The sequence below is a fragment of the Streptomyces noursei ATCC 11455 genome, from assembly GCF_001704275.1.
GTDB classification, from domain to species: Bacteria; Actinomycetota; Actinomycetes; order Streptomycetales; family Streptomycetaceae; genus Streptomyces; species Streptomyces noursei.
In genome coordinates, this window is sequence record NZ_CP011533.1 from 45427 (window position 1) to 67327 (window position 21901).

Sequence of the window (21901 nt, forward strand, 5' to 3'; positions counted from 1 at the left end):
ACGCTGCGCCGCTCCGGCCGAGGATGGCGTCTCAACCCAGTGCTGCTGGCGCCCTCCCGCCGCGCAGGAACGAGGGCGGCCGCCTCGTGCAACCAGTATCCATTCGACGTCGATGCCGGTCTTGGGGCCGCTCTCGTAGTCCAGATGCCGACGACAGTGACGCCTCCCGTCGCCTCAGCGACAGCACTGTCATGTTTCCCGTATGGCCGGAGCAGAGGGCCCCGTACCTCGCATGTACGATTAACCATGCAGGAGTGCTGGCTCTTGGAGTTGCGAGTCGTCGCGGCCGTAACAGGCGGCGTTTTCCCAAGATGGCAGTACCGACCGGGCATCGAGCTGCATTGGCAGGCATGCGGCCCAAGGAGAAAGGTTGCGGTCGCGGTGCAGTTGAACCCGAAGACTGCCGTATACGAGGGCCGTACGGTGGTAAATCGAGACTGGATCAGGCAGAGAACCGGCGCTGGCCTGTCCACGGTCAAACTCTGGTACGCGGAGCGCGAGCAGCAGCCAGAGGGGTTTCGGCACCCGGAAAAGATCACACTCGATCGCGCCGCCTACTTCGACCGAGAGGAATTTGAGCGGTTTTATGTTGCGCATCAGCAGCGCAAACGTGACGCCATTCTTCCCACTGACCCGGAGCTGTACAACGGCGATCCGGATGACTTGATCTCCATTCGTCAAGCCACCGAGTGGTTGAATTTCGCCATGCCGGCTCGATCGCCATACGCCACCATCAAGAAATACTTGGTTGACTTTCCAGGGTATTTCCCTGATCCCGTAGGAGAGGTGGAGGGGCCGACTGGACATCCTCTACCTGCGTTTCTCCGTAGTGACCTTCAAGAGTTCGACCAGAAACGAAAGGGTGTCCAACCGGGCACCGGTACCGGCAGACCGGAGGGTTCTGTCACCGAGCCGAAAGGGCTCAAGGCTACCGACCGAGTCGATATTGCACGCGAGCAGATGCAGAAGCATGGTGGGTGGTATCGAGGGATCGCGACTGAACTATCGCAGAGAAACGGAGGATCACTAACGCTGTGGAGCGTAGCGGTTCGTGAGGCTCGGAAAGCCTTCCCTGAGGCATCCGGCAATCGCGACCGACCGTGAGGTTGGTGAGCGGCTGCCGCGCACGCCTCACCGCAGTCAGGTGGAGCCATAACCATGGTGGATGTGATTGCTTCGCAATGAGGGTGAGCCGTCGTGGTAGGTAGCGTGGTAAGCGGTTGCGGGTGAGCTTAAGGCGAGGGTTACCAACCCTCCCCGCGGCCGATGGCTGCGGGCCCTCCATGCCCGGGAACCTTGATGTTTACCTCGTCCCCCACGGCTTTCTCCCATCGGCCAACACCTGTGCGCGAGCAGGCCCTTGCTGCGCTGTTCGTCCATCGCGCCGCGGAAACGGATCAACTGCGGCGTCTGTTGAGTCCTCCTCCTGAGCTAAGGTACTTTCGGCACTGCCTCCGTGATCTTCAACGGCAAGGAGTGCTCAGCAGCGTCAAACGGGCGCACCATCCGAGCGTCTGGTCACTCACCAAAGACGGCGCCCATCTCGTCGCCAACTGGCCTGAGTTTGCCGGCCAGCGGCGGGTTCGCCGGCATACGGCGTTGGGGGCACGCACGGCACACACGCTGGCCGTGACACGGACTGCGCTGGCGTTTGTCGAAGATGCTCGTCGCCGGGGCGACGAGGTCACACCCTTGGACTGGTCTCCGGAGGTGGCTCATCCCGTCCGTGATGGGGCCGGTGACGGGGATCGCGCGTTGATCGCGGACGCTTTGCTTCGATATACCCGAACGGCGCCTACACGGGCGATGCTGCGGGCCTTCGTCGAGGTAGATCGAGCTACCGAGTCATCCGAGCGCCTGGCGTCGAAGGTGATCACCTATGCGAGGTTCCACAACCATGTCTCAGTCTCGGGGCGACGTGAGGTAGCAGACGTGTCCGGGATGCGTGCGTGGCAGCGTACGTACCCTGTCTTTCCTCGGCTGCTGTTCGTTTTGACCGGAGCCGGCCGGAAGGCGCTTTTGCATCGCGTGGCGGATCTACGGGCATTGGTCCGTGAGCATCCCGCGACGGCTCGGTTCGCCGAGGAAGTGCCCAGCGGTGCCGCAGTGCTGGAGGAGTTGGAGACCCAGGGTGCTTCGGCGGCGGTGTGGTGGCCCCTGGACGACCGTGTGGGCCGACGCAGCTGGATGGAGCTGTGAACCGGCCTTCCCACCGGTGCATGCCAGCAGGTAGTGGCAGACCGCGGCTGCCACCAATCTGGAAGCGGTCGCCTGGGCAGTATTCGCCGGCTAGGTCGAGGGGCCGGTCTCTCCCGCCTTCCCCCGTCGATGCAGCGCACGCTGGTGCGGAAGCCGCCCCAGCCGCAGGCCAGTTTCACGGGTCGACAAGATGCAGCGTCTCCCCCGTTGCGCCGGCGCCCGCCGGCGGGCGGGCCTACCTGGTACGGCGCTGCACTCCCATTGGGATTCGTTTCTCTCCAGCACTGCGGGGATCTCCGTGCAGCTCCGCTCAAGGGGACATTGGCGAGCGAGCACCTGTGCTGGCGACGCTCAGTATTCCCGGCAGCGGCCTGTGACCTCTACCTCGACAACGTGAGTCAACGATCGGAGGAATCTGCCATGCAACCAGATGTCGTCACTGCTCTGAACGACTGGGAACTGGAATGGGACCGCGTCCAGAAGACCGCGATCAAAACGTTGCAGACTGCGTTTATTCCGCTGGCGCGAGCCAAGACTCCGACGTACTGCTGTGCTATCACGTTGGAGTACGACCATGCCGATCTCGGTTCGGGGAAGTTGTGCCTCGACGATCACGGGCGAGTGACCATCGACTTCGGTGACCTGCCCAACGGTGTGATCGCTGAGGCGATGGACGCGGCGTTCGGAATCGCCAGGTTCAACGGTGCGGAGAAGGCTCTCGGAGAGTGCGGGCCCGGGACCTACAGCTACGACTGTGAGACTACAGGCGCTGATTTCGAGGTCGTTTTGGGCACAGCCGAGGTGGGGAAGTTCTGCACGAACTTCGTGACGGTTCCGGATGCGACAGTGATCCTCGACTGTCTGAGCACTGCAGCCAAGCGGCGCTAGCTGAATACGAAGTGAGCCGTGTGCACCGAGAGTCTGCACAATGCCGATCGGTTCCCGGAGTGGGGCTTCACTCCGTCCACGATCTGGTTAAGCGGCGAACCAAAGGGACGGGGCCGCCCGCTCGTGGAGTGTGCGGGCCGTGCCGGCCAGTCAAGGGCGCCTACGGCGGCGCTACGCGCTGGGCGATGCCCACCCTTGACTGCCCGCCCCGTCCCTGGACCTGGCTGGCTATCGGGCGGCCCCTCCCGTGTGGCGACCCTGCCGGAGCTGGAGCGCGAGGACGGGGTATCCAGCGCCTGCGGGTTCGGCTGCCATGAGCAGGGGGCGGTGCGTTTCAGGTCCACATCCGTACGTTGCGTTGGAAGTAGTAGCTGAGGGAGTCGTCGGTGACCCTATCCATTTGCCCGCTGAGCTTCCGGCATGCCTGCGAGGTAGTTGACGCGATGCATCGGCATCATCGCAGGCCACAAGGTCACAAGTTCTCGTTGGGAGCGATTACTGCCAGCGGCGATCTGGTTGGTGTAGCGATCGTGGGAAGACCCGTTGCTCGTGCCTTCGATGACGGAGTGACGGTTGAGGTAACCCGGTTGGCAACCGACGGCACGCGGAATGCCTGCTCACTTCTCTATGCGGCTGCCTGGCGGACGGCCAAAGCGGCTGGATACCACCGGATCATCACCTATACCCAGGAGGGCGAGAGCGGGGCCAGCCTTCGTGCTGTGGGATGGCAGGCAATCGCGCACCGGGCGCCTCGGACCGGCTGGGACGCACCCGGGCGGCCCCGCCAGGTGCTCGGTACCGAATTTGTGGCGAGGACCCTATGGGAGAAGACAGCACGGGCCACCCCGCTCCTGCGCCCGCCAAGTCGGGACGTTCGTGGCAGGCATCCGGGCTCCGATATTCACTGACGCTTCCACCGGCTGTGCGGGTCACCGGGCGCCGGATACCGCGTTTCTGTTAACTCGCCCTGAATCAAGATGAGTTGATGACAATCGACCAGAACCGTGACCAGCAAATGCACCAGAATGGCCGGAAGGGAGGCCAGACCGCCCGCCAGCCCGGCCGCCGCCCGCTCCGGCCGACAGCATCGCCTCCCGACCGGATCCCTTCCGCTCCCCTCTCCCGCCCGAGTGAGCGACTGGAGGGCTACGTCCGGCGCATTGCCGCGGCCGCCGACGTCCTGCTCATGCGGCAGCGGTCGTGCGCAGGAGGGGAAGGCTCGGTGCCCGCATGGGGCGCTCAGTCGTCGCTGAGAACACTCGACCTCATCGCAGCAACAAACAGGTCCCACACCCAGTGTGACAGGGACAAAGACAGACCGGAGGCCGGCAGCGTGAAGCCGACAGGAGCAACGCCTGACGACATCGAACAGACCGAGCCGGACCGCCCAGGACCTCGGCGCAGCCACAACCGGATGGAGGAGTACGCCATGATGAACCACATGACTCAACCCCACCCCGACAACCTGCGTCTCATCGCCTTGATCACCGACCACGATCAAGCCACCGGCAACGCCCCTGACCCGGCCGGAAAAGTCGCCGGGTACGACAGCTTCGCTCTCCTTGGGGCAGCAGGCCACCGGGCCCAGCTGATGCTTGAAGGGCACGGCACCCTGCGAAAGACCGGGCCTTGACCCAAGGCCGGGTAGTTAGGGCTTGCCGGGAAACAAGCCGTCGCTTCCGGCTTCGAGGCTCGTTGTTGTGGTATGGGGAGACCGGAGGGGATCGAAGCCGCACTGACCGCGAAGTTCGAGACGCTGTTCCCGCATCTCGACGAGCGTCAACGGCGGCTGGCTATAGGAGCAGAAGCACGGTCACTGGGACACGGCGGGATCAAGCTCGTCGCCCGCGCGGCCGGGGTCCGGGAGGGCACCGTTTCGCGCGGCGTGAGAGAACTTGAGTCCGGCCAGGCACCGTTGGGACGTGTCCGTCGGGAGGGCGGCGGGCGCAAGCGCGCGGTCGATCTCGATCAGGGGCTGCGGCCCGCGCTGCTGGCCCTGGTCGAGCCGGACATGCGTGGGGATCCGATGTCGCCGCTGCGCTGGACGGTGAAGTCGACCCGGCACCTGGCGGCCGAGCTGACGCGGCAGGGCCATCGGGTCTCGGCGGACACGGTTGCCGTGCTGCTGCGGGAGGAGGGCTTCAGCCTCCAGGGCAACGCCAAGACCATCGAGGGCGCCCAGCACCCGGACCGGGACGCACAGTTCCGCTACATCAACGAGCAGGCCAAACAGTTCCAGGCAGCCGGAGATCCGGTGGTCAGCGTGGACACGAAGAAGAAAGAGTTGGTGGGCAACTACAAGAACGCCGGCCGCCAGTGGTGTCGTGAAGGCGATCCGGTCCGGGTCCGTACCCATGACTTTCCCGACGCCGACCTGGGCAAGGCGATCCCATACGGGATCTACGACCTGGCCGCGGATGCTGGCTGGGTCAGCGTCGGCACCGACCACGACACCGCCGCCTTCGCCGTCCAGACGTTGCGCCGCTGGTGGCACGCGGTGGGCCGCGCCGCGTACCCGCGCTCAGGCCGCCTGCTGATCACTGCGGACGCGGGCGGCTCCAACGGCTATCGCACCCGTGCCTGGAAGGCCGAACTCGCCGCGCTGGCCCTGGAGACGGGCCTGGAGATCGCCGTGTGTCACTATCCTCCAGGCACATCAAAATGGAACAAAGTGGAACACCGGCTGTTCTCCCACATCACCATGAACTGGCGAGGCAAGCCCCTGACCAGCCACGAAGTCATCGTGAACAGCATCGCGGCGACCACCACCCGCACCGGCCTGACCATCCGCTCCGAACTCGACACCGCCACCTATGAAACCGGTGTCCGCATCGGCGACCGGCAGATGGCAGCCTTGCCGCTGGACCGTCATGCCTGGCACGGCGACTGGAACTACAGTCTCCGACCCGAGCCGTATGCCCAGGTCAGTGATGTCCCGGACCCGTTCGATCAGCCCAGTCCCGACCTTGCCTGGCTGTGCCACCCGGCCCTGACCGGACTGCCGCCCGCCGAGTGGGATGCGCTGATCTCCACACTCACCGCCCTCCATGAGGAGCAGCGGGAAACGCACCTGGACAAGCGGCGTGGCCACCGACCCCGCATCAAGGGTGGCCCCCTGACAGGCCGTCGTCCCATCCTCACCCTCGCCGACCGCCTACTGGCCGCCCTCCTCCACTACCGGCACGGGCTCCCGCAGGTCACCGTCGCCCGCCTCTTCACCGTCACACCCGAAACCATCAACCGGCGCATCCGCGACATCCGCCAGCTCCTCGACACCGCCGGATACACCGTTCATCCCGCCGACACCCGTCTCGCCGCCCTCGAAGACCTCCAGGCTTTCGCAGCGGCGGCAGGCATCACCTGCCCATCAGAGATCAAGACGGCGAGTTATTGATCGGCAAGCCCTTAAAGGGCTTGCCGGGAAACAAGCCGTCGCTTCCGGCTCCGAGGCTCGTTGCCATGGTATGGGGAGTCCGGAGAGGATCGAGGCGGCCCTGGCCGCGAAGTTCGCGACGCTGTTCCCGCATCTCGACGAGCGGCAGCGGCGGCTGGCCATAGGAGCAGAAGCACGGTCGCTGGGCCATGGAGGCATCAGGCTCGTCGCTCGTGCGGCCGGAGTCCGGGAGGGCACCGTGTCGTGCGGGGTGACGGAACTGGAGTCCGGCGAGGCGCCGTTGGGGCGGGTGCGCCGGTCCGGTGGGGGCCGCAAGCGTGCCGTGGACCTGGATCCGGGCCTTCGGCCCGCGCTGCTGGCCTTGGTGGAATCGGATGTACGCGGGGACCCGATGTCGCCGCTGCGCTGGACGACGAAGTCGACCCGGCAACTGGCTGCCGAGCTGACCCGGCAGGGGCACCGGGTCTCGGCGGACACCGTGGCGGCCGTGCTGCGCGAGGAGGGCTTCAGCCTCCAGGGCAACGCCAAGACCATCGAAGGTGCCCAACACCCGGACCGCGATGCGCAGTTCCGCTACATCAACGACCAGGCCAAGGACTTCCAGGCCGCCGGAGACCCGGTGATCAGCGTGGACACCAAGAAGAAGGAGTTGGTCGGCAACTACAAGAACGCCGGCCACGAGTGGCGTCGCGAGGGTGATCCGGTCCGGGTTCGCACCCACGACTTTCCCGATGCCGATCTGGGCAAGGCGATCCCATATGGGATCTACGACCTGACCGCGGACACGGGGTGGGTCAACGTCGGCACTGACCACGACACCGCAGCCTTCGCAGTCGCCTCCGTCCGCCGCTGGTGGCACGCGGTCGGCCATGCCTCCTACCCGCGCTCGCACCGTCTGCTGATCACTGCGGACGCGGGCGGTTCCAACGGCTACCGCACCCGGGCCTGGAAGTTCGAGCTTGCCGCGCTGGCTGTCGAGACCGGCCTGGAGATCACCGTGTGTCACTTTCCTCCGGGCACATCTAAGTGGAACCGAATCGAGCACCGACTGTTCTCCCACATCACGATGAACTGGCGGGGCAGGCCGCTGACCAGCCATGAAGTCATCGTGAACAGCATCGCAGCGACCACCACCCGCGCGGGACTGACAGTCCGCGCCGAACTCGACACCGCCAGCTACGAGACCGGCGTCCGCATCAGTGACGGGCAGCTGAACGCCCTGCCACTGAGCCGCCATGACTGGCACGGCGACTGGAACTACACCCTCCGCCCCCAGGAACACCGCCGGGACGGCGTCCTTCCGATCCCGCCCCAGAACGAAGCCGGCCCCGGCCGTGACTGGCTTACCCATCCCGCCCTCACCGGCATCCCGCACGAGCAGTGGGACTCGCTGGTCACCGAGTTGGCAGCGGCCCGCGCGGCTCAGCGGGAAGCAGACCTCCATCAGCGACGCGGCGGCGACCGGCAGAAGACCCCTGCCGCTGGCCTCTACACCGGTCGACGCCCCGGCCTCACCCTCGTCGACCGGCTCCTGGCCACCATCCTCTACCAGAGGTTCAAGCTCCCCCAGGTCGTCATCGCCCCGCTGTTCACCGTGACACCCGTGACCCTCAACCGGGCAATCAGCCAAACCCGCCGGCTCCTCCACGACATCGGACACGCCATCGAACCCGCCGAGACGCAACTGGCCACCCTCGACGATCTCACCGCACACCTCGGCATCCTCAAACCGGAGATCAAGACGGCGAGTTATTGATCGGCAAGCCCTACCCGGCCTTGGGTCAAGGCCCTCGGTCGTGTCGCCCTTCCTCTTGACCAGCTACGAGGACGCGTATCGGACCCCCTCGGCCCATAGACCAGGGCCCGTTGGAATTGGTAGCCCAGGTCAACGGATGACATTACAGCATTCCTCTGTGGACTCCTGACGGTTGATCTACTCGGCGATCTCGTGAGGGCTGTAACAATGCGGCGCGTCGAGATCCCTCCGGTTTTCGACTGGCGAAACTGGAGCATGCCGTTTTTCAGTGAACGAAGAGCACCCGTCGACGACAACGGGCAACTGTTGCTCTGCACATCTCCAATGACCGAGTCTGACCTGGGCGTAGCTCTTAGATGCTTCCGGACGGCTAGGTGGTTCCCTCTGCCAAATTGCAATAAATTTCGTTCCGTTGGGCTCTGAGCGGGAGCACTCAAATCAAATCTGCAAGAGGTCAGCGGGCAGCCAGCGACCAACGTTCTGCAAGGTGATGCGACCGCCATGCCCGACCCATAGCTCAGGTGGGAAAACCAAACCCATTCTCTGCGATCCACCCTGATGCACTGTTCCTTCGTGCCCACTACTGCCACGCGGAGCGGACCGACTCGGCCTCATCACGCCCCGAACTGCCGGCTTCGCGCTTGCATGCACCGCGGCTTCCCTGCCTGATCCGTTTTCACTCACCATGCGAGGAGATCCCGAATGGCAACCCCATCGCTGCAGGAAGAGTTCTGCATTCGAATCGACCCGTATGGGCGCGCCATTCAGGAGGAGGCGGCCCATCTCCGAAAACTGGGGGACCTCATTGCAGTTGAACTTCCTGGCAGCATAAAGGCTTGGGCACCAACTCGCCACAGCGTACTCAAATTCCTTCTGACTGATGACCGGGTGAGCAAGGACGCCACGCAGCACTGGGACGCTTGGCGTAGCGGCTGGCTTCAGGAAAACCCTGAAGCACAATGGATATACGCGTGGTGCGGGGTCCGTAACATGCTCACCGCATTCGGACCTGATCACACTAGGCTACGCAAGTTGGTCGCTCCGGCACTTACGGCAGGGCGAATCAAGGCGCTCCATCCAGCGATAGAGCGTATAACTGCAGAATTGATCACTCATCTCGCCAGGCGACCGGCAGGGGAAGTGGTAGATCTTCGGGCGGCGTTTGCTCACCCCTTGCCCATGGAGGTCATCTGTGACCTCTATGGGCTTGGCGAAGGCGAGCGCGCTGACGTTGCTGCCCTCGCCTCGACGATGATGGACACCTCCGCTCTTCAGACCACCGCGATCGAGGCGTTGGAGGCCGCTCGGGCCGCCCTCGCTCGGCTGGTTGCCCGCAAGCGCACTTTCCCCGGCGATGATTTGACCACTGTGTTGATTGACGCCCGCGATGGTCGGGATCAACTTACCGAGGAGGAGTTGGTCGACACGTTGATCCTCGTCCTTGTCGCCGGCCACGAGACAACGGTCAATCTGATCGCCAATGCCGTCATCGCCTTGCTGCAGCACCCCGACCAACTCACACTGGTCCGAGGTGGAGCTCTTCCGTGGAGCGCCGCCATCGACGAGACGTTGCGGTGGGCACCATCCATCGCAAACCTTCCATTGCGGTTCGCCGTTACGGACATCGCCGTCGCAGGACGCACCATACGAGCTGGCGAAGCAATCTTGTCTACCTTCGGTACCGTCGGTTGGGATCCCGCCCAGCACGGCGCAGGAGCCGCCGCCTTTGACATACGGCGTGCGCGCACCGGTCACTTGGCCTTCGGTCACGGCGTGCACTATTGCCTAGGAGCACCATTGGCTCGCGCAGAGGCATCGATTGCACTTCCTAAGTTGTTCGCACGATTCCCTCGCATCGAACTCGCCGAAGAGGGGCGCCTTGAGCCCCTCTCCTCTTTCATAACCCATGGGCACCGTGCGGCCACGGTATTCCTCAACGGCACGGATATGGTGCAGCCTCCGACTTTCGCGCTCACGCAAAGCACACGTTGTTCTGGCTCCGAACTGACTCCGGAAGAGGGGCAGGCCGGGACAACTGCTGCCTGAGGTTTGGGCGTTGGAGGTCTCAGGTGGTGCTGCCCACTGCCTCCCACAACCACCCCTGTCTTCGACCACGCCAGATGGGGAGATACACCCCGTTCCCAGCGAGCCGAAGCGGCCACGTGGACGCAACGGCTCATGCCACGGTGATTCGAAGTTGATGGGGTACGCCGGCGCGTATCGCTTCAGCTCGGCTCCTGAGTTCGGCTGGGGACACGGCACGCGTCGGCGGAGCCGTGCCGTAGCGTCACGGGTTGGCTCGTCGCCGGCTCCGTGCAGTCAATACACCGCATGTGTGCCCCCTCGCAGTGAGCCCTGGTCACTGCCCCCGAACGTGTCAGCAGTGCGGTACGAGGCGCCATCGGCATCGTTAGCGTTGGAGCTATGACGAACGGCCTACAGTCCGGTCCGTGCGCGGGGACGGAAACACCAACGCACCCGACTACGAGCCAGGGGTGAACCATTTGCATAGTGTTCCCTCACTGCTGACCGCCGCATCACATGATGCGGCGGGTCTACGTGTGCTCCCCGGAGTCGAACCGGGGACCTGACGATTGAAGAGGTTGCGATCGTGGCACGTACCTGGCTGTCCATCAGGGTGGAGTTGGTCTCTGGGCACGGTGTGGACCTGTGGCCTCGCCCTGGCCGTGTCTTCGCCGCCGCGCGCTCGCACTCCTTCGCTCAGTTCGCCACGGCCATCGATCTCGCATTCGGCCGCTGGGATCTGGCCCACCTGCACCTGTTCACGTTGTCCGACGGCGCCGAGATCAGTCCCCTTGATTGGTGGGACGACGAGGCCCCGAATGGCACCGTCGATGGCCGTGCCACCACGCTGAGCAGGCTGCAGGCCGGCGAGCAGTTTGCCTACGTCTTCGACATGGGCGACGACTGGGCCCACCTGTGCACGGTGGCAGACAAACGCATCGATCCTCTCGACGAACTCGGCGCGGCACCTGCCCGCCCGGTTCCCTACTGGGGCTGGGGCAACCTTCCGGACCAGTACGCACGCCGCTGGGACGAGGACGACGGTGAGTCGCCAATGCCGAAGCGCCCAGCGCGCGGGCTCGGCGACCTGCCTCCGATCCTGCCGTGGTGGGGCGAGCGCCGCCGCGGGTGATCTCACCTTGAGATTTAACGTCTCGACTTATCACGCGACATAGACGTTGCGCGGATCAGTGTCGGTTGGTGGTCCGTCACCGGCGTAGAACGTTTACGACGCGTTCCCTGCCCAGGATCGGGGCGTCCTCGCATCCTTCGGGGGTGACGAGGTAGGGGCCGACCCACTTGCGGGAGTAGCCTGTCGGGTCGTCTTGGTCGGGGTAGGTACGGCGGTGCGGCTTTACGAACCACTGGTGGCGGTAGACGCGGCCGGCGGTGTCGCGGGCCCCGCGATCGTCGTTGGGGGCGGGCCGGATGGACTGGCGCAGCGTGATGTAGCGGACCGGGGTATCAGGGTGTTCGGCACCGGCCCGGCGCAGGCGTTTGCGGGCAGCGGCGTCGGGCCGTACCTGCTCGGCCTGCCACAGTGCGCGGCGTGCGTCGGCAGGCTGGCGGATCAGCAGCAGGGTGCCCAGCAAGGTCCGTAGGATCCGCAACTGGTCCTCGTTGATGTCGTTGAGGCGGTCGGCGCCCACGCTGTACCGGTCCTTCGCCGGGCGACCGTGCTTGTCTATGGCCCAGGTCTGCTTCATCTCGTCCCATGGGGTCTCGGTGTTCAGCGGGATCGTCGCGCCGAAGCCGATGGCCAGGTCACCGGCGAGCGAACTGTGGACCTGTCTCGCCCAGCTCGGATCAGCCCGGTTGCCCGCGTCTTCCAGAGCGCGCCGGTAGGGGCCGGCGTCGTCCAGGACCAGGACACGCAGCGACATCCCGGTCCGGCACCACAACACGGCCCGAGGCCGCCCGAGAGTCTTGGTGTGGGCGCTTGGGTCGTCGGACCAGATCAGAAACCCGATCGGATCCGGCAAGTCGTCCGCGTCGAACGCGCACACCGGCAGTTCCTCGCCCGTCGTGCGCGCCAGCCACGTCATACGGTCGTTGACGAAGAACTGTTCCGCGCCTCGTACTGCCGACTGCATCAGGAGTGGATCGGTGAAGCCGTTGACCTGCACCGCGCCCGATTTGAATTTGACCCACAGGAGCAGGTCCTGGCGGACCTCTGGAACATCGCACGCACGCAGGTGAGTTGTCGTCACATGCGGCAGCCTCCCGAACCGCGTATCGCGATGCAAGTCGGGGGCGGGTCTGACAACGGGGACTATGCCTCCGTGCCCTGGCCATCGTTGCTGGGGGTGCTTACCGCAGAGTCGTGATGGGCCTGTGACGGGTGAGCGGAGCGCTGGTAAGCGTCGTGGTAAGCGGCCTGCGGAGAGTCGGGATATCCAACTCCCGAGGAGTCGTCGTGCCGCCCTTGCCCGCCTCCGGCAACCATCGCCGGGCCTCCGCCTCATCACCGTCGGATTCTGCTGGACAGTCGCTGCGTCATCGCAGGGTTTCTTTGGTTCGTGCCGCAGCTCTGGTTGCGCTGGCGTGCGGTCCGCTTGCGCTGGCGACGTCGTGGTTTCCCTCAGTGCCGGCGGTTGGCCCGGCCCACGGTGCCGTGCAGCAAGCGACCGGGAAGTCCGGAGGGGCAGAGGGGCCGGGGGGCTTCGCCGAGTTGTTCGTGAGGATGTGGCTGGCCGGCGATCCTGGGGACGGGCAGGCGTCCGATGCGCAGAAGACTGCGCGATCGTTGGCTCCGGAGGTAGCCCTTCCGGAGTTCCACGGGCGTCCCCCGGCAGTGACAGTGGTTCGGACCGTGCGTTGTGAGGCCGTGCGGCCGGGGGCGTGGTCGGTGACGGTAGGGGTGGTGCTGCAGTCCCCTGGGACGGGGCCTGCGGTGCGCTACTTCCGCTTCCCGGTGCTCTGGCGAAATGGGGCGGGTGCGGGCGGGGGGCAGAGCTTTGTGGTGACCGCGGCGCCCTCTGCTGTGCCCGGCCCCGTTGCTGGTAGGGCCGGGTCGTCTCCGTACACGGTGGAAGTGTCACCCGGATCGGCGCTTGCATCGACGGTAGGGCAGTTCTTGGCGGCGTACCTGGGTGGGTCCGGTGGCGCCGAGCGGTACCTGGCCGCACGTGTGCGGCTTCCTGCTTTGGGTGTGTCCTACGGCGGGGTGCGTACCGAGAGGGTCAGTTCGACACAGAGCGCTGGCGAGGTAGGGCGGGACGGGCAGCAGGTACGTGTTCTTGCGCGGGTCGTGGCGCGCGATGCTCAGGGGACGCAGTGGCCGCTGAGTTACGCGCTGCGGCTGTCGGCGCGCGAGGGCCGGTGGGAGGTCCTGGCCGTGGAGAGCGGTCTGGAGGGCGAGGGTGTGTCGGGTAGGGGAGGTGGTGCGTGATGCATACCGGTCAGACGGTGCAGTTGGCGGGTGCGTTCGCCGACATCGGCAATCACCTGTTCCAGTTGGGGACGAGTTGGGCTGAGGGCGCGCTGAAGCTGGCGCTGCTCATATTGATCGTCGCGAAGATCATTCAGCGGTTCAGTGTGAAGGCTGGTATCGGGGCGATCCTCGGCTACGTGATCATCCTGGCGATCTACAACTCTCAGACCCAGCTGGCGGATGCGTTCAAGGACGAGATCACCCATGCGGGATCCGCGCCGGCTGGGGTGGTGCGCGTTGACAACCGCGGGCCTGAGCCGCTCGGGCCGGCGGGTGCGCAGGGGCGGAGTTCTGGGGGTGATCACGCGTGAGCGGCGTCGATGTCGGGATCCGGGTTGGTCGCTCGTATACGCGGGCGCGGCGGTTGCCGTGGGTATTTGGGAAGGTCGGCGACTGGGTGCTGCCGTTCGGCCCCTATACCGCGGCGCAGATCGGGGTGGCGTTCGTCGGCGGGTTCGTGCTGATCAAGACCTTCTCCTGGTGGCGTGTGCTGGGGCCTGTGCCGGTGGTGGTGCTGGTCGTGGCGGTGTGGGCGGTGCGGCGCGCGAGGATCGGTGGCCGGACGCCCTTCAACCTTGCTGTGGGGGTGGCGGCCCGGATCTTCCAGCCGCGCGGCGGGCGGGTCGACGGCCGGGCAATGCGCCCGCCGAGGCCGCAGGTCGTGTACGGCGGGTGCGTGATCGAGGAGGTCTCTGTGGGGGTGGCGGACGACGTCGCCGATCGCGCTGCGGTCGGTGGGAAGCGCGGTCTGGGTGCGCTGTTGCGAGGGGTAGAAGGACGTCTTCCGCGTGAAGGTCGTCGTAAGCCGCTGCCTCCGCCGCAGCCGCGGCCGGTGCCGACGGCTATGCAGCAGATCTTGCAGCGGCGGGACGCACGGGGCGGGGATGGAGGCATGGGCGCATGAGGCTCGCGATGCGGCATATCGCCGGCAACGTGGTGTGGTCGGCGACCGGTGAAGTGTGGGCGGTATGGCGGCTGGACCCGCAGGGCGGGCAGTACGCCAGTGCCCGGGAGCGGGCGCAGAGCTCCGGCCGACTGGCTTCGCTGCTGCGCGCGTTGCCGACGGCGGCACGGTTGTACAGCCTGTGTGCGCAGACCGATCCGGGGGAGATCGCCGCGCGGATGATCGCTGACGTGTCGTTGGAGGACTGCCCGCATTGGGCGGAGGTGACCCGGGCGCGGCTGGATCTGCTGGACGGGGTCGAGATGCACGAGCGGACCTTGTGGCTGGCGGCCCCGCTGTCGGCGACGGGGTGGCGGGCCGAGGTGCGGGCGACGTTCGGTGCCGCGTGGGCGGAGGTCGGTGCGGTGCTGGGGATGCGTCCGGCTGCGGTGTCGGAGGAAGAGGTCATCGGCTACGTGCAGCAGGCTCGGCGGCTGGCGAACGAGTTCGAGGCGTTTGTGGAGCTCCGCCCGGCTCGTCCGGCGGAGATCGTGTGGATGCATCAGCACGCTGTCCACCGTGGTCAGCAGGAGCCTTTGTTGTTGGAAGCGTCCCGGCACCAGGGGTTTGGGGGCGAGATCGCTCGTGGTGTGTTGCGCTCACCGTCCTATGCCGATCTCGGTCAGGTACGCCTGCTGGAAGGCGGGCACGGTGAGCACAAGCATCGCCCTCGTTCGCGCCGTGCCGAGGGGAAAGCGTCGCTGTTGAAGCGGGCGTGGCTTGAGGTGGAGTCGGCCAGCGGTACGGGGTATCAGGCTCATCTTGCCCTTGAGGAGATGCCGCGTGCTGTGGACGAGGCGGATGCCGACATTCTGGCTCAGTTGGAGGCGCTGCCATGGCCGGTGGATGTCACGGTCGACATGTCGCTGGTGCCGGCGGAGAAGGTGAGTGTCGAAGTCGCCAAGCGGCGGATGGAGTTGTTGGATCAGATTGAGCAGCGCACGGCGCAGCGTGCCATTGGTCTGCCTGATGAGATGCATGATGCGATCGAGGACCTGGACGACGAGGCCGCGCAGGCTGCTGCCAGTCAGTTGGAGGTGGAGGTCCGGTTCGTCACCGTGCTGACGGTGTGGGGCCCGACGCCGAGTGTGTGTATGGAGCGGGCTCAGTCGCTGCAGAAGCGGCTGGGTGGCGCCAGCTATCGAGTGGTGGCTCCACTGGGGGCGCAGGTGGATCTCTTCACGATGGGCTTGCCGGCTGGTGGCAGTCCTTCGAAGTTGAGGGAGTTCACCCAGTACCAGCTTTCGGGTGACTTCGCGCTCAACGGGGCATTGTCGGTGGACGTGTTCGGTGACCGCGGTGGGCAAATGGTCGGCATTTCGCTGGATGCCGGCACGGTGCGGCCGGTGCTGTGGGATGTGGCTGATGCACCGCGTCAGGACGCCTCTGCTTCGTTGGGTGTGGCGGGTGATTTGGGTGGCGGCAAAAGCGTCCTGCTCAAGGTCATCGCGTCCGGTGTCGTCGACCGGGGCGGGCGAGTCATCGTCATCGACCGCACGCCGGTGCGGGAATGGGCTCACTTCGCGAAACGAGCTGCTCCCGGCAGGTGCCAGGTCGTGGACATCGCTCGCGCGGAGGTGTCACTGGACCCGTTGCGCCTGTTCGACCGGGATACGGGGATCCGGTACGCCCGGTCGTATCTGAGTCTGCAGTTGGGAATCGGCCCGATGACCACGCAGGGGGCGCTCTTGAAGAAGGCCGTGGTGGCGGCCGCCGACTCGCAGCAGCCGTGCATGGCTCGGGTCGTGGTGGAACTGGATTCCATGACGCACGGGGACGGGGCGATGGCGCGTGATGCGGCGACCTTGGCCGCGCTGTTGCAGGTGGTGCGCGACGAGCCGCTCGCCGCCGCGGTGTTCGACCCCAATCTGCCGGTCCTCACGATGGATGAGGGCAGCTGCGACGCGGTGGTGGTGACCACCGCGGGTCTGACATTGCCGCCGCGCGAAGCGGTGTTGAACCCGGATCTGCTGCGTATCCAGCCGACCGAGGCGCTGATCGGTCGGGCCGTGCTGTATCTGGTGGCTGCACTGGCGCGGGAGACGGCGTTTGCCATCGATCGGTTCTGCCAGGTCATTGTCGATGAGTGCTACTGGCTGACGATGTCCGCGGAAGGCTCTGCGCTGGTGCACGAGGTCGTCTCGGATGGGCGGAAGCACTACGCCGGCATCGCGATGGGGGCCCATGACGTACGCGAGCTGGGTGGCGAAATGATCCGTGGGCTACTGGCCTACTTGGTCATCTCCCGCACCACCGACCGGACCCTAGCCGGGCACGCTTTGACTGCCTTGGGGCTGCCGGGCGACGACGAGCAGTTGCTGGAGAAGGTCATGACGTTGTCGCCGATGGGCAATCGGGAGCGTGCCGGCGAGATGCTCGGGCGCGATGCCCGTCAGCGCATTGGGCACTTTCAGGTGTTGGTCCCGGAGGTGCATCGCATCCAGGCCAGCATCTTCACCACCCCCGGCAAAACACCCGTACCAGGGGGCGCGACCGCGGCAGCTGGGGCCCTGTCAGCGGCTGACGCGCGGTCATCGTAGTCCTGATTGCGTGGTGGGGAGCTGCTGAGGGAGCGGGTGGTGAGCCCCGTGAAGGAAGCGACGCAAGACTGAAGGAGGAGAGTCTCGTGAGTGATCCCCGTATATCGGATAGCGCCTCGGTGGAAGAGGGTTCAGAGGCGCCGACGTGGGAGCGTCCTCGTGTTCTGTTGCGCCGTATGCGTTCTTCTTGCGCTGGTGAACGGGCGGAGAGGATCTGGAAATGGACTTTGCCGGCGTGGTCGGGAAAACTTCCCGACGGGCGCCCATACAATTCCTGCCCTTCGGCTGGAGAATGCCGAAAGATGTGTTATGCCCGCGCCGGGATGTTCATGATGCCCAGCGTTCTGCGGGCTCACCAGCGGAACCTTCAGTACGTCATGGATGAACCGGACGCATGGCAAGCTCAGATGATCGAAGAGTTGCAGCTCCCCCGGTTTCGGCCTGTCGGCGACACACCTGCACACGTACGTGTACATGACAGCGGAGATTGGTTTTCCGACGAATACTTGTCGCGATGGCTTGAGGTTATGCGAAGCGCACCTGACGTCGCGTTTTACAACTACTCCAAGGAAGTTGATCGACTAAAGCGCATTGCCCAACCGGATCCACCCCCGAATTTCACGTGGCGGTACTCCTACGGGGGCCTCCAGGACGAACTGATCGAACCCCATGACCTTCATGCTGACGTGTTTCCCGACGAGGAGTCGCTGGCCGCAGCCGGCTACGTCTCGCAGACCCCATCGGATCTGCTCGCCGCCTATGGGCCGGAGAAGCTGGGTCTCGCAGCAAATAACTTGCCGGGGCAGAAGCGGAAGCAGGGCGACAAGTCCTTCAGGGCTCTGCAGAGGGCAGCCAACGCCCGCGCCGCGGGTCGGCGATATCCTCGGCGCGGACCGGTACCCCGCCGCCCCGAGGCGCGATAGTTTCCCTGCCGGCGGCAACCTCTTGTCGGCCGGACGACGCCAATGGGTCTAGCTCCTGACGCGCTCGGCATTTGGCGTTCCCGAACGCAGACAGTTGAACGACGGGCGCGTGGGGAAGACTTGGGGACACATGCCGGTCGATGGGGAGGGGGCGGTGTCCGTGGCCGCGGTCGCAGGTGCGGACTCCCTAGCCGCGAGCCCGCTACCGCTGCGCTGGAAGCTCGCCGCCGTGCGACTGCTGCACGGCCTGCCTTACGCGCGCCTCGCCCGGCTGGAGGCTCTGTATACGGCGGTGCTGGCGGTGATTCCCTCGTGGTGGCCGGGCCGGATTGCGTGTGCGGAACTGAGCCTCGCCACTGTCATCGCGACCGCCCTGACCGGCCGCAAGGCCCGCTGGGTGCACGGCGCCCGCTTCATGCCCCACGCCGCACACGCCTGGGCCGAGGTGCCCGAAGGCACGGTCGGCCGGGACATCGGCGACGCCGTCGACCGGCCGTGGATGCCGGTCCTGGCCGAGCCGTAGCAACTCCCGCGCCACCGTGGTCCGGGGCCAACACGAGCCTCCCCGGCCCTGGACCACGGCATCACTCGTTCGAATGAAATGCTGACGGGGGCGGTCGGGGTGACCAGGGGCGATCCCGGACCTGGGGGAACAATCCCGTTGCTCGGCCCCCTGGTTCGGCTCCCTCATGGGGCGCGTGAGTTCTTCCGTATCCTCCCCGCCTGTCGCCGCAGCGGGCCAGCCACCGGTCATGCACCTTGCCTCCGACCGGCACTTCGAGGCGAGCGTCAACCTGTCCACGTGGGCCATAGCCCGCCGACTCCCGCACACTCTCGCCCAAGCAGCCCGGCTCGGCTGGCGCACCGACCACCGTGCCGTCCTGACCCTGCTCACCTGCCAGATCGGCGCCGCCGCCCTCACCGCCACCGCGCTCGCGGCCACCACTCGCGTTCTGGCCGCTGTGTTCACCAGCCCCGACATCTCCACCGGCCTAGGCGAGAACCTGGCCGCCGTGGTCGTGCTCGCCCTCGCCGCATCCGGCCGCTACCTACTCGATGCCGCCGCCCGCGCGTCCGCCGCGCGCCTCGCACCGAAGGCCGTCCGCGAGGCCGACTTGGAGGTCATCACCGCGGCCACCGCCGCCGAGCTCGTCGCCTACGAGGACCCGGACTTCGAGGACGCCCACGCCGCTGCCTCCGACGGGGCGGAGAAGACCGGCGACCTCATCCTCGACGCCCAGCTGCTGACCTCCGCCGCGGCCCAGATGGCCGCCGCCGCGACGGTCGTCACTGTGCTGCACGCGTTGATGCTGCCGCTGCTTCTCGCCTCCGTCATCCCTTGTGCATGGGGTGCCGTACGGGGGGCGCGGATCGAGCACGGCGCCCACCACCGCAACCTCGCCGACTCCCGTCTGCGCAACGTCTTCCGCGCGTACACCACGGAGCGGGCCACAGCCGATGAGGTCCGCGCAGGCACCATGGCCGGCTTCCTGATCCGGCAGTACCGCATCGTCTCCGGCCGCCTGGACGCCGAGCAGCTCAAGGCCACCCGGCAGGCCCTGGTGGTGCAAGGGATCGGCGATGCCCTTACGGCGGTCGGCACCGCCGCGACCTGGGGCGTGCTCGTGCTCCTGGTGGCCACCGGCCGGATGGAGCTCGCCGCGGCGGGAACTGCCGCGCTGGCGGTGCGGACCTCCGGGGCCGCGCTGGCCACGACGGTACGGGCCGGGGCCCGGCTGTTCCGCACCTCTCTGTCTTTGGACGACTGGGCCCGGTTCCTGGCCGTGGCCAAGCCATGGATGACCCGCCGCGGTTCAGCTCAGGTTGCCGAGGACGGGCCCCAGGTGATCAGCGCTACGGACGTCTCCTTCACCTACCCCGGGGCCGACCGGCCCGCGTTGGACGGCATCGACCTGGACCTCAAGCGCGGCGAGGTCATCGCGCTGGTCGGCGAGAACGGCGCCGGCAAGTCCACCCTCGCCCGCGTGCTGACCGGGCTGTTCCTGCCCACGAAGGGCTCGGTGCGGTGGGACGGCGTGGACCTGGCGGACGCCGACCCGGGCGCAGTGCTGTCGAAGGTGGCGCTTGTGCCGCAGGACTACACGCGCTGGCCACTGGCCGCCCGCGAGAACATCACCCTCGGCCAGCCCCGGCCCGAAGGCGACGTTGCCGTGCACGCCGCCGCCGAGGCCGCCGGCGCCGACAGTGTCATCGCCGACCTGCCCCACGGGCTGGACACCTCGCTGGCCCGCTCCTGGTGGGGAGGACACGACCTGTCCGGCGGGCAGTGGCAGCGCGTCGCCGTTGCTCGCGCTTTCCACCGCGACGCCCCCGTGCTGGTGATGGACGAGCCTACGGCCGCGCTCGATGCCCGCGCGGAGCACCGGATTTACATGCGGCTCAAGCATCTGGCCGCCGGGCGGGCGACCGTGTTCATCACCCATCGCCTGGCCAACACCCGCCTCGCTGACCGGATCATCGTCCTCGTCCAGGGCCGCATCTCCGAAACGGGTACGTATGACGAGCTGATCGACCAGGCCGGCGGCTTTTTTGAGATGTTGAAGTTGCAGGAGGACAGGGACTGATCCATTCGCTCACCTGTGAGCACGGGATCGGAGAGAGCGGCCCGGCGGTGCCCGTCTTACCGATGCGCCGCCGTCGGGATCCGGACCGATGTGGAGGGGACTCGCGGGTAGCCGCGGAGAGCGCCGAAGACCCGCTACATGTAAGGACCTGTGCGCCCGAGACGTCGATGAGAGGCCGGTGCAGTTCGTACGGTCTGTGGACACCGACAAGATGGACTTCGACTGCGGCGTCTTCGGGCGCGAACTCGTCCCCCATAAGAAGGGCACCAAACACCGCCGAACTGTTCAGGATTCAGGTCGAAGGCCCACCGCATATGGCTGATCACACCCTCGTCATCCCTGGCTTCGGCATCCTCCAGCCATGCCGCGCGCGGACACGAAGTTCAATGTCCGCGCGCCCCCTGGCGCAGTGCCTGAGCAGCGTGGTGGAGCAGCTCAGCCAGAGCCTCGTCGAATTCGAAGGCCCAGACCAGTCGGACTGCGGGCAGCACATAAATCTCAAGCCGACGGGTCTCGTATGGAGTTGTTGTTGCCGAGCCGGCGAGCCGCCGAGCCGCGTCTTGATGCCCGGCGAGGCAAGCTTGCTCGGCTGTTGGTCCGAACGCGTACGTCGTTGGCGGGCGGCAGCTGAGCTGGGCGTGGTAAGTCGCGGAAGGGCGCCTGGTGAGCAGCCGGGCCTCCCTCTTACCAGCCAGACGTGATGGCCTTGTGACGGGTGAGGAACTCGCTGGTGAGCAGGGTGGTAAGCGACCTGGCGAGCGTTGGGGCATCCCCGAACTCTGTTCTCAGGAGTGCCGATGCCCGCCCTGTTTCGTCGACTGCGTCAGCGTTTCCCTGCCGGCACGCCGGCGACGCCCGGTGTTCGACTGCGCCTACCGGATGCTCCCGGCGTGCGGACAGCCTCGGGCAGGCGTGGTCGACACCGGGCTCCACGACGTTCCTTCTTGCGCTGTCGCCCTGGCCTTCGCCCTCAGCAGGGCACCCATGGGGGTGGGCGGGGGCTGGTGTTGCTGGCGGTGGTTTTGTTGGGCTTGGCGCTGGCGGCAGTTGCGTGGACCACCGGGTGGTCGTCTCTGGCGCTTCCTCAGACAGGACGTGCTTTTTCGCCTGCTGCTCCGGTGTCCGGCCAGCCCCGTCTCCCGCGGCTCGACGGTGACCCGTGTGACCTTCTCGTGGGGCCGGCGAGCGAGTACTGCCACCTGCGCGCGACCCGGC

General features: G+C 66.4%; 16 protein-coding genes. 15 read left to right on the forward strand and 1 reads right to left on the reverse strand.

The genetic code is table 11. The features are described from left to right. Nucleotides 1–264 precede the first annotated feature (264 nt). The 9 genes from SNOUR_RS45785 (at nucleotide 265) to SNOUR_RS00235 (ending at nucleotide 11394) form a co-directional block, all read left to right on the forward strand. The gene (locus SNOUR_RS45785) at nucleotides 265–1104 is read left to right on the forward strand and encodes a hypothetical protein (protein WP_159425709.1); all 840 of its coding nucleotides are present in this window, start codon (nucleotides 265–267) and stop codon (nucleotides 1102–1104) included. Nucleotides 1105–1344: 240 nt separating this feature from the next. Next, on the forward strand, nucleotides 1345–2199 hold the full coding sequence (locus tag SNOUR_RS00205; RefSeq protein ID WP_312631433.1) for a replication-relaxation family protein: 855 nt from the start codon (nucleotides 1345–1347) through the stop codon (nucleotides 2197–2199). A gap of 420 nt (nucleotides 2200–2619) precedes the next feature. After that, on the forward strand, nucleotides 2620–3087 hold the full coding sequence (locus SNOUR_RS00210) for a hypothetical protein (RefSeq protein WP_067342863.1): 468 nt from the start codon (nucleotides 2620–2622) through the stop codon (nucleotides 3085–3087). 386 nt (nucleotides 3088–3473) lie between these two features. Then, the gene (locus SNOUR_RS49060; protein WP_079141898.1) at nucleotides 3474–3995 is read left to right on the forward strand and encodes an XF1762 family protein; all 522 of its coding nucleotides are present in this window, start codon (nucleotides 3474–3476) and stop codon (nucleotides 3993–3995) included. A gap of 77 nt (nucleotides 3996–4072) precedes the next feature. Next, on the forward strand, nucleotides 4073–4720 hold the full coding sequence (locus SNOUR_RS45065; protein ID WP_107407272.1) for a hypothetical protein: 648 nt from the start codon (nucleotides 4073–4075) through the stop codon (nucleotides 4718–4720). Nucleotides 4721–4792: 72 nt separating this feature from the next. After that, nucleotides 4793–6481 carry an ISAzo13 family transposase gene (locus tag SNOUR_RS00220; protein WP_067342866.1) on the forward strand — a complete coding sequence of 563 codons (1689 nt, stop codon included), beginning with the start codon at nucleotides 4793–4795 and terminating at the stop codon, nucleotides 6479–6481. Between the two features lie 70 nt (nucleotides 6482–6551). Then, on the forward strand, nucleotides 6552–8237 hold the full coding sequence (locus SNOUR_RS00225; protein WP_067342868.1) for an ISAzo13 family transposase: 1686 nt from the start codon (nucleotides 6552–6554) through the stop codon (nucleotides 8235–8237). Between the two features lie 702 nt (nucleotides 8238–8939). After that, nucleotides 8940–10283: a cytochrome P450 family protein gene (locus SNOUR_RS41990; RefSeq protein ID WP_079141900.1), complete on the forward strand. Its 1344-nt coding sequence runs from the start codon at nucleotides 8940–8942 to the stop codon at nucleotides 10281–10283. A 565-nt stretch (nucleotides 10284–10848) separates the two neighbouring features. Continuing rightward, nucleotides 10849–11394 (forward strand): IS1096 element passenger TnpR family protein, encoded by a 546-nt coding sequence (locus tag SNOUR_RS00235; RefSeq protein WP_067342872.1) that lies wholly within the window; start codon nucleotides 10849–10851, stop codon nucleotides 11392–11394. Nucleotides 11395–11470: 76 nt separating this feature from the next. Here the strand turns inward: SNOUR_RS00235 and SNOUR_RS00240 are convergent, their stop codons facing one another. Beyond that, nucleotides 11471–12472, reverse strand: a complete 1002-nt coding sequence (locus SNOUR_RS00240) for a hypothetical protein (protein WP_159425710.1) — start codon at nucleotides 12470–12472, stop codon at nucleotides 11471–11473. Between the two features lie 1180 nt (nucleotides 12473–13652). On the opposite strand from SNOUR_RS00240, the gene SNOUR_RS00250 reads away from it, so the two are divergent. The 6 genes from SNOUR_RS00250 (at nucleotide 13653) to SNOUR_RS00270 (ending at nucleotide 20686) form a co-directional block, all read left to right on the forward strand. Then, on the forward strand, nucleotides 13653–14006 hold the full coding sequence (locus SNOUR_RS00250) for a hypothetical protein (protein WP_067342876.1): 354 nt from the start codon (nucleotides 13653–13655) through the stop codon (nucleotides 14004–14006). Continuing rightward, a complete protein-coding gene (locus SNOUR_RS00255) occupies nucleotides 14003–14599 on the forward strand; it encodes a hypothetical protein (RefSeq protein ID WP_067342877.1) in 597 nt (198 codons plus the stop codon). The genes SNOUR_RS00250 and SNOUR_RS00255 overlap by 4 nt, the downstream gene beginning before the upstream one ends. Then, nucleotides 14596–17178 (forward strand): ATP-binding protein, encoded by a 2583-nt coding sequence (locus SNOUR_RS00260; protein ID WP_067342879.1) that lies wholly within the window; start codon nucleotides 14596–14598, stop codon nucleotides 17176–17178. The genes SNOUR_RS00255 and SNOUR_RS00260 overlap by 4 nt, the downstream gene beginning before the upstream one ends. A gap of 86 nt (nucleotides 17179–17264) precedes the next feature. Beyond that, nucleotides 17265–18101, forward strand: coding sequence for a GP88 family protein (locus SNOUR_RS45790; RefSeq protein ID WP_159425711.1), 837 nt, complete (start codon nucleotides 17265–17267; stop codon nucleotides 18099–18101). Between the two features lie 160 nt (nucleotides 18102–18261). Beyond that, nucleotides 18262–18624 carry a lasso peptide biosynthesis B2 protein gene (locus tag SNOUR_RS00265; RefSeq protein WP_312631442.1) on the forward strand — a complete coding sequence of 121 codons (363 nt, stop codon included), beginning with the start codon at nucleotides 18262–18264 and terminating at the stop codon, nucleotides 18622–18624. A 229-nt stretch (nucleotides 18625–18853) separates the two neighbouring features. Continuing rightward, nucleotides 18854–20686: an ATP-binding cassette domain-containing protein gene (locus SNOUR_RS00270; RefSeq protein ID WP_312631443.1), complete on the forward strand. Its 1833-nt coding sequence runs from the start codon at nucleotides 18854–18856 to the stop codon at nucleotides 20684–20686. The last annotated feature ends 1215 nt before the right edge of the window (nucleotides 20687–21901 follow it).

Excerpts from the sequence above, each read along its gene's own strand:
- SNOUR_RS45065 (WP_107407272.1), top strand. The coding sequence starts at position 4,073 with ATGACAATCGACCAGAACCGTGACCAGCAAATGCACCAGAATGGCCGG.
- SNOUR_RS00260 (WP_067342879.1), top strand. The coding sequence starts at position 14,596 with ATGAGGCTCGCGATGCGGCATATCGCCGGCAACGTGGTGTGGTCGGCG.
- SNOUR_RS00250 (WP_067342876.1), top strand. The coding sequence starts at position 13,653 with ATGCATACCGGTCAGACGGTGCAGTTGGCGGGTGCGTTCGCCGACATC.
- SNOUR_RS00270 (WP_312631443.1), top strand. The coding sequence starts at position 18,854 with ATGCACCTTGCCTCCGACCGGCACTTCGAGGCGAGCGTCAACCTGTCC.
- SNOUR_RS00220 (WP_067342866.1), top strand. The coding sequence starts at position 4,793 with ATGGGGAGACCGGAGGGGATCGAAGCCGCACTGACCGCGAAGTTCGAG.
- SNOUR_RS00225 (WP_067342868.1), top strand. The coding sequence starts at position 6,552 with ATGGGGAGTCCGGAGAGGATCGAGGCGGCCCTGGCCGCGAAGTTCGCG.
- SNOUR_RS41990 (WP_079141900.1), top strand. The coding sequence starts at position 8,940 with ATGGCAACCCCATCGCTGCAGGAAGAGTTCTGCATTCGAATCGACCCG.
- SNOUR_RS00210 (WP_067342863.1), top strand. The coding sequence starts at position 2,620 with ATGCAACCAGATGTCGTCACTGCTCTGAACGACTGGGAACTGGAATGG.